The organism is Aquimarina sp. (genome assembly GCF_977115655.1).
The window spans coordinates 47,618-59,864 of the sequence record NZ_CDSBKO010000020.1; the positions used below are offsets into that span (position 1 = coordinate 47,618).

General features: G+C 32.9%; 13 protein-coding genes. 11 read left to right on the forward strand and 2 right to left on the reverse strand.

What is annotated here, in order from left to right; genetic code table 11:
• Positions 1-215 precede the first annotated feature (215 nt).
• From ACZIYX_RS10385 to ACZIYX_RS10435, 11 genes are all read left to right on the forward strand, one after another.
• A complete protein-coding gene (locus tag ACZIYX_RS10385) occupies positions 216-740 on the forward strand; it encodes a GNAT family N-acetyltransferase (protein WP_462682163.1) in 525 nt (174 codons plus the stop codon).
• 310 nt (positions 741-1,050) lie between these two features.
• A complete protein-coding gene (locus ACZIYX_RS10390) occupies positions 1,051-1,893 on the forward strand; it encodes an alpha/beta fold hydrolase (protein ID WP_462682164.1) in 843 nt (280 codons plus the stop codon).
• On the forward strand, positions 1,886-2,383 hold the full coding sequence (locus ACZIYX_RS10395; RefSeq protein WP_462682165.1) for an RNA polymerase sigma factor: 498 nt from the start codon (positions 1,886-1,888) through the stop codon (positions 2,381-2,383). Before ACZIYX_RS10390 ends, ACZIYX_RS10395 begins: the two co-directional genes overlap by 8 nt.
• Positions 2,373-2,990: a hypothetical protein gene (locus ACZIYX_RS10400; protein WP_462682166.1), complete on the forward strand. Its 618-nt coding sequence runs from the start codon at positions 2,373-2,375 to the stop codon at positions 2,988-2,990. The genes ACZIYX_RS10395 and ACZIYX_RS10400 overlap by 11 nt, the downstream gene beginning before the upstream one ends.
• Before the next feature lie 475 nt (positions 2,991-3,465).
• The gene (locus ACZIYX_RS10405; RefSeq protein ID WP_462682167.1) at positions 3,466-4,938 is read left to right on the forward strand and encodes a M28 family peptidase; all 1,473 of its coding nucleotides are present in this window, start codon (positions 3,466-3,468) and stop codon (positions 4,936-4,938) included.
• Entirely contained in the window at positions 4,938-5,903 is a 966-nt protein-coding gene (locus ACZIYX_RS10410; RefSeq protein ID WP_462682168.1) for a threonine ammonia-lyase, read from the forward strand. The genes ACZIYX_RS10405 and ACZIYX_RS10410 overlap by 1 nt, the downstream gene beginning before the upstream one ends.
• Positions 5,887-6,846, forward strand: coding sequence for a Rossmann-fold NAD(P)-binding domain-containing protein (locus tag ACZIYX_RS10415; RefSeq protein ID WP_462682169.1), 960 nt, complete (start codon positions 5,887-5,889; stop codon positions 6,844-6,846). Before ACZIYX_RS10410 ends, ACZIYX_RS10415 begins: the two co-directional genes overlap by 17 nt.
• Before the next feature lie 11 nt (positions 6,847-6,857).
• Positions 6,858-7,976, forward strand: coding sequence for an aminotransferase class I/II-fold pyridoxal phosphate-dependent enzyme (locus tag ACZIYX_RS10420; protein ID WP_462682170.1), 1,119 nt, complete (start codon positions 6,858-6,860; stop codon positions 7,974-7,976).
• 136 nt (positions 7,977-8,112) lie between these two features.
• A complete protein-coding gene (locus ACZIYX_RS10425; RefSeq protein ID WP_462682171.1) occupies positions 8,113-8,571 on the forward strand; it encodes a GyrI-like domain-containing protein in 459 nt (152 codons plus the stop codon).
• A gap of 319 nt (positions 8,572-8,890) precedes the next feature.
• Positions 8,891-9,604 carry a hypothetical protein gene (locus ACZIYX_RS10430; RefSeq protein ID WP_462682172.1) on the forward strand — a complete coding sequence of 238 codons (714 nt, stop codon included), beginning with the start codon at positions 8,891-8,893 and terminating at the stop codon, positions 9,602-9,604.
• On the forward strand, positions 9,604-10,080 hold the full coding sequence (locus tag ACZIYX_RS10435) for a hypothetical protein (RefSeq protein ID WP_462682173.1): 477 nt from the start codon (positions 9,604-9,606) through the stop codon (positions 10,078-10,080). The genes ACZIYX_RS10430 and ACZIYX_RS10435 overlap by 1 nt, the downstream gene beginning before the upstream one ends.
• A gap of 106 nt (positions 10,081-10,186) precedes the next feature.
• On the opposite strand, the gene ACZIYX_RS10440 is transcribed toward ACZIYX_RS10435, so the two are convergent.
• Both ACZIYX_RS10440 and ACZIYX_RS10445 read right to left on the reverse strand, forming a co-directional pair.
• Entirely contained in the window at positions 10,187-10,900 is a 714-nt protein-coding gene (locus tag ACZIYX_RS10440) for a 2OG-Fe(II) oxygenase (RefSeq protein ID WP_462682174.1), read from the reverse strand.
• Positions 10,900-11,760 (reverse strand): bifunctional helix-turn-helix domain-containing protein/methylated-DNA--[protein]-cysteine S-methyltransferase, encoded by an 861-nt coding sequence (locus ACZIYX_RS10445; protein ID WP_462682175.1) that lies wholly within the window; start codon positions 11,758-11,760, stop codon positions 10,900-10,902. Before ACZIYX_RS10445 ends, ACZIYX_RS10440 begins: the two co-directional genes overlap by 1 nt.
• Between the last annotated feature and the right edge of the window lie 487 nt (positions 11,761-12,247).

Consider the following 12,247-nt stretch of genomic DNA (forward strand, 5'->3'; position numbering starts at 1 on the left):
TTATAAAGGTATTATTACTTAGATAGGTATTGTTCCTGTTTTTCTATATAATTTCTATTGTCAGATTGAGCTTGTCGAAATCCAATTGAAAATCATAGGCTTAAGAACTTCGACAAGCTCAGTTTGACATCTAAGAGGAAAGTAAATAAAAACTTTCAGATGCTAGTGGAAATTGTGTTATAAAAAGTTTATTAAGAGATTAAATCTAACATTAAATGAATTTTATTCCTTTCCCTAACCTACAAACCGATAGATTACTACTAAGACAATTAGATAAAAAAGATGCTAATGCCATTTTCTTTTTACGATCTGATGCTACAGTGAACAAGTATGTTAAACGACCACAAACAGATACTATACAAGATGCTATCGATTTTATAAATAAAATTAATACCGGGATTATAGAAAAAGATTGGATTTTTTGGGGAATTACTTTAGAAGATTCCCCAAATGTAATAGGAACTATTTGTTTATGGAATTTTTCTAAAGATCGAAAAATTGCCGAAATAGGATATGATCTTCACCCTGAATTTCATAAAAAAGGTATTATGAATGAAGCTTTATCCTGTATTATTAATTATGGACTTAAATCACTTAATCTGAAAACTATAGAAGCATATACCCATAAAAACAATGAAGCTTCCATAAATTTATTACTTAATAATGGTTTTCATCATATAGAATACAGAACAGATAACGACAATCCGGACAATAGCATTTTTTCTTTAGAATTATTTTAAATTTTATAAAAAAAAGTTCCTTATTGACAATCTAAAGAAACTTCTTTTTAGTGAACTCATCTTGACTTTTTCTATTTCCTAAAAAAAATGGCTGAAATTCACCCATATTTCGTTACTTTTCTTACCCGTAGCGCTGCTATGGCTTTCAAAAAGTGCCTCATCTGGTCAAATTTCAACTCATTTTCGGTTAAAAACAAAAAGTCAAGATGAGTTCAGTCTATACTACTTCTTATAAAAAATAAAGAAGCTTCTTTTTTTATCCCTCTTGTAACAATTTACAAACTTATGCATCAAAGGGAAAAACAAGAACATGAAAACATTTAAAATCACATTTGTATTAATCGTAGTAATAGTAAGTTTAGGGTATGCACAAAAGCCTGCATTTAAAACTGAAATAATAGGAAAAGGAAATCCCGTATTATTTTTACCAGGTTTTACTACTCCGGGATCTATATGGAAAGAAACTATAAACAACATAAATCCAAAAGTCGAAGCACATTTAATCTCCTATGCAGGATTTAATAGCATCCCTCCCATAGAAATGCCATGGTATGCTACTATTAAAAAAGAACTATTAACCTACATTAAAAATAAACAACTAACCAACTTAAAAATAGTAGGACATAGTATGGGCGGAAATATAGCTGTCGATCTTGCCGCAGAATTACCAGATACAATAACAGAAATACTAATTGTAGATGCCATACCATGTATGCGCGAATTAATGATGCCAGGAGTACCTGATAGCCAAATACAATACGACAATCCTTATAACAAACAAATGTTGGCAATGCCAGAAGAGCAATTTAAGCAAAATGCAACTATGATGGCACAAAACATGACAAATACCAACGATAAAGTAGGCACCCTTATACAGTGGATTCTAGAAGCAGATAGAAAAACTTATGTATATGGATATACCGACTTATTAAAATTAGATCTAAGACCTATATTAAATAAAGTAACCGCAAAAACATTAATTTTAGGAGCCTCTTTTCCTGACACAGAAATTGCAAAGTCTAATTATGAAAAACAATACACCAATCTGACCAACAAAACAATAGAAATGGTACCGGATAGCAAACACTTTATCATGTTTGATCAGCCAGAGTGGTTTTATAAAAAAATAAATGCTTTTCTAACCAATGAGTAAAAAGAACCAGCAATTGTTTGAAACAATATACCAGCAATCATATCCTATGGTATTACAAATATGTATGGGTTTTATGAAAGGAGATAAAGATTTAGCTAATGACCTTTCTCAAGAAGTATTTATAAATATTTGGAATGCTATTGGGAATTTTAAAGGGAAATCAACTCCAAAAACATGGGTGTATAGAATCACAGTAAATACCTGTCTGCAATACATTAGAAAAGAAAAAAAGAAAACCAATCTATCTGTTGAAAAAATAGAATATGCATTAGTACAAGAAAATCATAATCCGGAAAACAATCCTCAACAAGAGTTATATGCAGCAATTGGTAAACTAGAAAAATTAGATAGATTAATTATAATGATGGTTTTAGAAAGACAGGATTATGACACTATATCTAATATTATAGGTATTCAACCCACTAATGTTAGAGTAAAAATTCACCGAATTAAGAAACGTCTTAAAAAAATAATGGAACATGAATCATGAATTTGAAGAATTGCAACGTAAATGGCAAAAAAGTAAGCAGGGTATTAAAAATGATCTCGAAGCAACAGATAAAATGCTTGCTAGCATAACTGCAAAAAAAAAGTCAAACATCCGTTTTCTATACGGAAACATTACTGTCCTGTCTATTGTTGTATTAGGTATTGTATCCTTTTTTTACTATATCGCACCAGTAAAGGAAACAATAAGCAGGATTGGTGTCTTTTTAATGATAGGCAGCCTGTCTTTAAGGATATTAATAGAATACATAAGTATTTTAAAATCTAAAAAAATAGATATTGTTGATGATGCTTTAAAAACTACCAATAATACATTAGCTTTTTATACTTTCAGAAAAAAAATACATGGTCCTGTTACTCTTACAATAATAGCTCTGTATACTATTGGTTTTTATATGATTACTCCAGAGTTTAGTATACATTTTTCTATCTGGCAAATGATTTTAATAGATGGTTCTTACATTATTGGCGCAATTATCCCTTTTATTAGTATAAGAAAAAGCATCCAAAAAGAAATGCACACTCTTTTAGAAATCATTAAATTAAAAAACGAAATTCTTGAAAAAAATAATCGCCCGAACGATATTTAAGGATGACTCCAGACTCTAAAAAAACAATATTCTAAGAGCTAGCTCTTCAGGTTTTCTTCTAAAAACATATTTTATTTTCGGGATAAGTCCCTTAAGAGTAAAAATTAATTTACTGTAACACCTTAAGATATAATACGTCTTAATACTATATACAAATATTGTATATTGTTAAGCGTCTCGAAACATTAAAGAGAAAATTTATATTAGTTAGCCGCTCTTATTATTTCTCTTGAAGTTTCGGGACGCTTAATACTATACTTAAAAATGAACATTCTAATATATTATTTTTTATATATTTGTAAAAGTAGAAATATAGTAACAGTATGTTACACGCTTGTTTTTTAACTTAAGGAAGAACATCGGAAAAACAAGTGCATTTCTTACGGAAAACCTCCGTATACCTTAATCAACAGTAGTTGATTAAGGTATACGGAGGTTTTTTTGTTACACTAATTATTAATTTATAAATACAATCATGAAAAAAATTAGTATTGCTTTAATAATAGTTATTATAGTTTCTGTTGCTACTCCTTTTTTGTATCCCGAAGTATTATCCAATACACCTTTCAAACAAAAAGCACTCATAAAAACAGATAAGAACAAAGTAGCCAGATTTTACTTTAAAAAAAAACAAACCGCCAGAGATAGTATTTATATGAAAGGGGTTATTTGTTCTAATACCCTAAAAGATATTAAACAAACTATACAGCAAAATCCACAAATAACTACATTGGTTATGGAAAATGTTTCGGGATCTATAGACAATGATATCAATATTTTAGCTTCCTTAGAGATAAAAAAACATAATATCAATACCTATATTCCAAAAAATGGAATAGTTACATCTGGTGGAACAAATATGTTTTTGGCAGGTAAAAAACGAGATATACACCCTACTGCAAAAATAGGTATACACTCTTGGATAAGCAAAGATAGTATGGCTTTGTATTTTCCTGAAAACCACCAGAAACATAAAAAATATCTGGACTATTATTCAAAAATCAATATTCAAACAGAGTTTTACTGGTATACTATGAAAGCTGCACCAGCAGATAGTATATATTGGATGACCGCAAACGAAATAGAAAAATATGGTATCATTACCAATTCTGGAATGGAAACACCAGAATTATTAGAGATTCAAAAACAAATATCCTCTAATGAATATTCAGGACGAGGTGTAGGAAATAATCATAAAACACAACATTTTATAAGATCTTATTTTAAAACCCTTAACCTAAAAAAAATAGACAGGGACTATGATTTTCCTTTTACCTTTATACTTAAAAAACCAAGAACAGGAACCAATCTTGTGGGATATATAAAAGGTAAAACCAATCCTGAAAAATATATTGTTATCGGGGCGCATTATGATCATCTTGGTATTATAAATGATACTATTTATAACGGTGCAGATGATAACGCCTCTGGTACTGCAGCCCTGCTTGTTTTGGCAAAACATTTTTCTAAAAATCCTCCCGTACATTCTATCATCTTTGCTGCCTTTGATGCCGAAGAATGTGGATTGTTTGGCTCTAAACACTTTGTGGACAACCCACCCGTTTTATTATCTAACATTATCCTTAACATCAATATGGATATGATAAGCCGTAACCCCAATAACGAAATCTATGTTGTAGGTACCCATCCCTACCCTCAATTTAAACCTTTTATAGAAGAGCTTGCAAAAGACAGCCCCTTAACCGTTTTATACGGGCATGATAATCCAAAAGACAAAACAAAGGATTATTGGATGAACTCCTCTGATAACGGCCCGTTTTTCAAAAAAGGAATCCCTAACATCACTTTTAGCGAAGAGGATCACCCCGATTATCACAAAGCAACCGATGATTTTGAAAAAATCAACCCCGAGTTTTATAAAAATGTAGTGCTACTAATTCAACAATCTATTGAAAAAATAGATCAAAATTTTCCGGTTACAAAATAATGATAGACCCTACAGATATACAAAACACTTATGCTACCATAATAAAAGGGGTACAAAAAACACCTTTGGTATACGCTCCTGAATTAAGTATAATTTCTGGGGCAAACGTATATCTTAAAATGGAATTTTTGCAATATACCGGCACCTTCAAAATACGTGGTGTTTTAAGTAAACTAAATAGTATAACCAAAAGCGATTTTGATAAAACCTTTGTTGCGGCCTCTACCGGTAATCATGCTGCTGCATTTGGCTATGCCTCTCAAAAATTTGGGTTCAATGGTGTTTTATTTCTTCCAAAGACCATTAGCTTGGTAAAAATTAAGGCTATAGAGCAATACCCCTTACAAATTATCTTTTATGGTACAAACAGTGCAGAAACCGAAGCAAAAGCCACTATGTATGCCAAACAAATCGACGGCGTTTTAATACACCCCTATAACGATATAGAAATAATAAAAGGGCAAGGCACTATCGCTATCGAAATCCAGGAACAACTACCCCAAACAGATATCATCCTGGTTCCTGTTGGAGGCGGTGGTCTGGCTTCAGGAATAAGTAGTTATTTTAAAAATAACAATACAGTCTCCGTAATTGGGTGCCAACCTAAAAATGCTTCAGAGATGTACCAATCTATATTACAAAATACTATCGTAGCACCCAGTACACTATCTACCATTGCAGATGCAGCAGCAGGTGGGATTGAAGAAAATGCAATCACTTTTGACCTCTGTAAAAAACACCTTTCTGGTTTTGAAATTATTGAAGAAGAAGATCTAAAAAAAGCAGTAGCCTTTATGATAAAACACCACCAAATACAAATTGAACCTACCGCCGCGCTACCAATAGCTGCAATTCTTCAAAATAATCGTTACCAAGGTAAAAATGTGGTTTTGGTATTAACCGGTAAAAAGGTGAATAAAGAATTAATACATCAAATAACAACACAATATGGCAACTATTATTAATCTAACAGACATAAAAAATAGTATAAAAAACATAGATGTAATAGCAGCTATAGAAAATGGTTTTGTAGCCTATAGTAATCAGCAAACGGTAGTCCCGCCAGTAGGGGAACTATTATTTGAAGATCCGCCCGGAGATGTACATATTAAATATGGTTATATAAAAAAAGAAGAGTTTTATGTCATCAAAATAGCATCTGGTTTTTATAATAACCCAAAGCTTGGTATTGCTTCCAGTCAGGGCATGATGTTACTTTTTAATCAAAAAACAGGGCAGCCAACCGCAATACTATTAGACGAGGGGTACCTAACCGACATTCGTACCGCCGCAGCCGGAGCAGTAGCGGCCAAATACTTTGCTCCCAAAAAAGTAAATGCAATTGGTATATTAGGCACAGGGATTCAAGCCAAATTACAATTACAATTTTTACAAAAAAACACCCCGTGTAAAACTGTTTGGGTATGGGGAAGAACACTTAAAAATGCAGAAAAATTTAAAACTGAACTAAACAATGATTTTAATGTTCATATTGCCAAAACTCCGGTAGAGGTAGCAAAACATTGTAATCTAATAGTAACTACTACCCCATCTGATACTGTACTGCTTACTTCAACAGAAATACAACCAGGTACTCATATTACAGCAGTAGGATCAGATACCCCAAACAAACAAGAGTTAGAAAGTAGTATACTGCAAAAAGCAGATCTGGTAATTGCAGATAGCATATCACAAAGCAAAAGTCGGGGCGAAATATATCATGCGGTCAAAGATGGAGCTATTTCTGTAAAAAAAATAACCGAACTGGGGACTGCCATTCAAAATCCCAATTTACAACGCACCAACGATACTCAAATAACCATAGTAGACCTTACAGGTGTTGCTGTACAAGATATTAAAATCGCAACCGCAGTATACCAACACTATAAAATTAACAACATTAAATAAAACATAACCTTATGAACATTCCAATTTTTGAACTCGAAAGAGTACAATCGTTATTCGAAAACACTGTAGATTATAACCTAACCGAAAGTGGTTTTCACCCTTATACTCTTAAAGAGTTACTAGATAAAGACCAGATAAACACCTTAACCAATACCGTATTAGGATACGGTCAAACCAACGGTTCTATACCTTTGCGTAATAGAATTAGTGCTATGTACAATGGCACTAATCAAGAAAATGTATTAGTCACCAATGGCTCATCTGAAGCTAATTTTATTGCCTGTCATACCCTTTTAGAAAAAGGAGACGAAGTCGTAATGATGGTACCCAACTATATGCAGATCTGGGGTATTGCTGAAGAAATGGGGTGCATCCCAAAAGCATTTCACTTACGTGAGGAAAACCAATGGAAACCAGATATCGAAGAACTAAAATCTTTGGTTAGTACAAACACAAAAATGATCGCATTATGCAATCCTAATAATCCAACAGGATATACACTATCTACCCAAGAAATGCAACAAATTGTAGCCATTGCAAAAAGTGTAGATGCCTGGGTGTATTGTGATGAGGTATATCGCGGAGCAGAACTGGACGGTAAAATCATAGAAAGCTTTATAGGTATGTATGATAAAGTTATGGTAAACGGTGGTTTATCCAAAGCCTATGCTTTACCAGGTTTACGCTTAGGATGGCTAATTGGCCCGGAAAAAATCATTGCAGATACTTGGGCATATCATGATTATACCTCTATAACCGCCGGAATTATGAGTCACTACATCGGGGAGATAGCTTTGCAACCCGAAAAACGTAAAGAAATACTAACCAGAAACAGAACTATGCTTAATGAAAATCTGGTAGTAGTAAAAAAATGGCTTGACCAATATGGAAATTTATTTGAATATGTACCTCCAAAAAGTGGCGGAATGTTATTCATAAAATATAATCTGGATATAAACTCTACCGAATTAGCAGAATGGCTGCGCACCGAAAAAAGTGTATTTATACTTGCAGGAGACTGCTATGGTATGGATTATCACTTTAGAATTGGTATAGGTGAACGTAAAGAATACATTTTGGCAGGATTAGAACGAGTAAAAACTGCATTAAAAGAACGTTTTAATCTTTAACACATTACTTGTCCTTGCAGGTATAAAAAATACTCACCTACTAAAATAATGAAATAATAAAAAAGGCTCTCCTGACATACTCCTGTCATTATGCAATTCTACTTTTGAAAAAATTGTAAAACTAAAATCATACAAAATGGAAAAACTACAAATGCATTCTTTTAAGGTAATCGGGATTTCGGTACGAACCACTAACCAGAATGAAAAATCAAAAAAAGATATAGGAGAACTTTGGGGTAAGTTTATGTCTGAAAATATACTCGAAAAAATCCCGAATATAACAGATGAAACCATCTATGCCGTTTATACCGATTATGAGGGAGACCATACTCAGCCTTACACTACCATTATAGGCTACAGGGTACACAGTTTAGACAAAATACCAGAAGGTCTGGTAGGTATAACGATAGAACCTGCAACGTATCATAAATTTATTGCCAAAGGAGATCTAACCGACACTGCGGTTATTAATAAATGGGAAGAAATTTGTGCAATGAATATACAAAGAGCCTACACTACCGATTTTGAAATGTATGGCATAAAGGCTGCCGACCCAACCAACGGAGAAGCAGAAATATATGTTGCAGTACAATAACTGGTGGTAACGCTAGCAGAAGCTCTCATACTATAAGGGTTACTACCTGTATATAGATTATCAAAGAGTTAGGGGGTCGGGAGTCGGAGGTCGGAGGAATATTCTTGTTCTCACTATTATCGCGGGATCAAAGTCAGGAGTCAGGAGAGTTTCAAGGGGATGTCACAGAGGTGTTGTTCAAAAACAATCTTTGTAATATGGTTTACATTACTAATTATCAAATAGCTTAACAAAACAATGCAAAAATATTGTGGTTTTACCGTAAACAAAAAAGATATAATTTACCTAGCTTAGATGCCGCAAATGAACTCAACACAAAATGAATCTACTTTTAATCACCGCAGCTAAAAAATTGGGTCGGGATCCCGATATTATCGACTCCTATTGGAAGTATCAGCAGCGGGAACAAAATTGGTTTTTTTCTCCAAATCCCAACCTGGATCAGGCAACCAGAAAACCTTCTTCTTTGGATAGCTGGAATAGCTGGGACAGGTTATCTGTAAAACAAAAAATGACCCTGTCTACCTTGGCAGGTTTTAAAAACGATGCTACCGATGTTATCCGCAATACTTCGCATTTATCAAAATTGAAAGATGGCCTTAGTACATGGAGAGATGATTTATACAGTGTTTTTTTGGCAAATGAGGGAAGTGGAAGGCTGTGGCTTTGTAATGTTTTTATAGGAGATGCCATATACCTGTACAATGGCAGTGATTTTACTTCGGGGAACAAACACTACTTTGATCCCTGCCAGATACATAGTGGGCAATCTTTTTTAAGAAAAAGAAATAGTTATAAAGAAGTGAAAGCCGGGGATATTGTTGTGTTTAAATATGCAGGAATCCCTAAACATGTAGAAATTATAACAGAAATACAAAAAAATCGTTTTGCAGATGATGGATTTTGTTCTATCGGTGCTGGCAGAGGGCAAGAAAAGAACGATTTAGGGATGATTAAGTGCGACAGTCATAAATGGTTTATTGAAGGACGACGCGAATTAGAGGATAAAGGGAACACCTATTTTTATATTTGATGAAAAGCATAATTAAGTTTCATATTGCCAGTAGTATTTTAAACGCTTCTATTATAGGAGTGCTTATGATTATACATAGCTTAATTGCTGAAAATATCGACTATTTATTCCTTATCAGGATTCCTGTATATTTTGATTTGATGTACCTTATTTCTGCATTTATTATTTCGTGGGTAGCTCCCTTTATGATTCATAAAATAAAAAACTATAAAAAACATTTTTATGTGCTCCTTGCCTTTTACTGGATATTGATTTTATCTTTTTTGGTGTTCGAGTATATTCATAATCTGAAACATGTGGATGCCTATAACGGGATTTCAGGATATATAAAACACTGTTTAACATCTGTTTTGGTAAAGGACTACACTGTTTTAATTTCTGTCATACTATCTGCTGTTATTTATTGTTTTCAATTACTTATTGGCAGGGTATTTATACCTGTGCTATATAAAGAAGAGCAATCCTTTACTAAGTAATGAACCAAAAAAAAACAGTATGTCACTTTTCATCATCACCATTAATAAATTTGGTAATACACTCTATTCTTTTTTTGTCTACCCATAGTTTTATTATTCCTGTTAATTAATTTGCTGCGTCATGAAAAATGATTCCCAATGTATGCCGTTTTCCACTATGTATTTCACTAACTCCGTGTTTTATATTCATCCTGTAGTATCCTTTTACTCCCCTAACAGGTCTAAAATTGGTAGTAAAAATAAGCATCTCACCTTTTTTTGGTTTTAATACAATAACTTTGGATTGTGCTCTTGGAGCCTGCTCGGTGAGTACAAATTCGCCACCTGTATACTCTTTATCTGGTTCATTCAAAAACAAAACAGCTTGTACAGGAAAAAACACCTCTCCATATAAATCCTGATGCAAGGTATTAAAACCTCCCCTGCCATATTTTAAGATTAAGGGTGTTGGTTTTGATTGATTATTTTGATGGCAAAGTGTTTGTAACTCATCAAATATATCCGGAAAGATTTTGTCTATTTTCAAAACTTTCATCCAAAGGTTCGCTAGGGGCACCAGTTTGGGATATACTGTTTTTCTAATAGCCTGAATCATTTCTGGTAAGGGATATGCAAAATATTTGTATTCTCCAAAACCAAAACGGTAACGCTCCATGACTACTTTTTTTCGGTATAAATCTTCCATATTGTATTCGTTGATAAGTTGCAGGCATTGGTTATCTGATATTATATGTGCAATAAGGGCATAGCCTTTTTTGTTCACGGATTCTGTTACCAATTGCCAATCAACCTTATTGAGTTTAGTAATCAGCTCTTTCATTATTTTACGCCTGTATTTTGGATCATACTATTAGAAGCTTCCCAACCAATAAGGGCAGTTTTACGCGTTACTCCCCACATATAACCACCAAACACTCCTGATGATTGAATAACCCTATGGCAGGGAATTATAAAGGCGATAGGGTTATTTCCTATAGCAGTACCTACTGCGCGAAAAGCTTTTGGTTTTTGAATAGTATTAGCAATTCTACCATAGGTAGTTAAATTTCCTGTTGGAATTTTCAAAAGAGCTTCCCAAACTTTTAGCTGAAAATCTGTTCCTTTTAAATGTAATTTTATTTGTTTCATCTTACTCCAGTCTTTAGTATAAAATATCATCGCATTTTCTTGAATATCATCTGTTTGAAAAACAAGTTTAGCTTTTTGAAAACGTTCTTTTAATTCAGACAAAGCTTCATTGTTCTTATCTGAAAACCCCATATAGCAGACTCCTTTATGAGTAGATGCAATTAATATTTTTCCAAATAAGGTATCATAGTAACTATAATTGATAGAAAGGTTTTCTCCTTTGTTTTTGTATTCTCCAGGAGTCATTCCTTCAATTTTTATAAATAAATCGTGTAATCTTCCTGTGCCTGAAAGTCCTGTTTCATAAGCTGCTTCAAACAAAGTAGCTTGTGAATTGCTCAGAATTTGTTTTGCATGTTGAATACTAATATATTGCAAAAACTTTTTTGGGCTTACTCCTGCCCAATCGGTAAAAAGACGCTGAAAGTGATGCGGACTTAGATTAATTTTATCAGCGATCTCTTTAAGACCAGGTTGCTCTTTAAAATTTTGTTGTATATATTGAATAGCTTCTGCTATGCGATTGTAATTAAGGTATGCTTGCTCGTTCATCAAAATCAAATTTTATGACCGTAAAAGTAGTGTTGGCATTATTTCTATAAAACCCGAATCTTGTTGAATAAATTATAATACAGATTTATAAAACAACACTGACTATCTCTCTTAGCCCATTTTTTTATCTTCCTTTATAAAAACTTTCTTCTTTTTTAAATTCATTATCTAAAAATGTGGTATATTTTTTTAGTTCTTTAGGTATATCCGCATTTTTTTCTATATCCTAAAATGGTATAGATTTTATTAAACCCAATCCTATATATCTATTCATTGCATGAAAACCCGATAAGACACTTTGGTCAGAATCAGTTTCCTTAAAAAATTCACCCGATAAAGCAAAAGTACCTTTTGGGACATTCCAACTTATAGTAATACCAATTATACTTTGAATTTACCGTAAAAGAAAATAATGATTTTTTTCTTTTTATAAATTAGAAAATTAAAGCATAGCCTTAGTTACGGTTTCATTTTATGATGAAACAGA

Excerpts from the sequence above, each read along its gene's own strand:
- ACZIYX_RS10410 (WP_462682168.1), top strand. The coding sequence starts at position 4,938 with ATGATAGACCCTACAGATATACAAAACACTTATGCTACCATAATAAAA.
- ACZIYX_RS10440 (WP_462682174.1), bottom strand. The coding sequence starts at position 10,900 with ATGAAAGAGCTGATTACTAAACTCAATAAGGTTGATTGGCAATTGGTA.
- ACZIYX_RS10435 (WP_462682173.1), top strand. The coding sequence starts at position 9,604 with ATGAAAAGCATAATTAAGTTTCATATTGCCAGTAGTATTTTAAACGCT.
- ACZIYX_RS10430 (WP_462682172.1), top strand. The coding sequence starts at position 8,891 with ATGAATCTACTTTTAATCACCGCAGCTAAAAAATTGGGTCGGGATCCC.
- ACZIYX_RS10385 (WP_462682163.1), top strand. The coding sequence starts at position 216 with ATGAATTTTATTCCTTTCCCTAACCTACAAACCGATAGATTACTACTA.
- ACZIYX_RS10415 (WP_462682169.1), top strand. The coding sequence starts at position 5,887 with ATGGCAACTATTATTAATCTAACAGACATAAAAAATAGTATAAAAAAC.
- ACZIYX_RS10390 (WP_462682164.1), top strand. The coding sequence starts at position 1,051 with ATGAAAACATTTAAAATCACATTTGTATTAATCGTAGTAATAGTAAGT.
- ACZIYX_RS10395 (WP_462682165.1), top strand. The coding sequence starts at position 1,886 with ATGAGTAAAAAGAACCAGCAATTGTTTGAAACAATATACCAGCAATCA.
- ACZIYX_RS10400 (WP_462682166.1), top strand. The coding sequence starts at position 2,373 with ATGAATCATGAATTTGAAGAATTGCAACGTAAATGGCAAAAAAGTAAG.
- ACZIYX_RS10405 (WP_462682167.1), top strand. The coding sequence starts at position 3,466 with ATGAAAAAAATTAGTATTGCTTTAATAATAGTTATTATAGTTTCTGTT.
- ACZIYX_RS10425 (WP_462682171.1), top strand. The coding sequence starts at position 8,113 with ATGGAAAAACTACAAATGCATTCTTTTAAGGTAATCGGGATTTCGGTA.
- ACZIYX_RS10420 (WP_462682170.1), top strand. The coding sequence starts at position 6,858 with ATGAACATTCCAATTTTTGAACTCGAAAGAGTACAATCGTTATTCGAA.
- ACZIYX_RS10445 (WP_462682175.1), bottom strand. The coding sequence starts at position 11,760 with ATGAACGAGCAAGCATACCTTAATTACAATCGCATAGCAGAAGCTATT.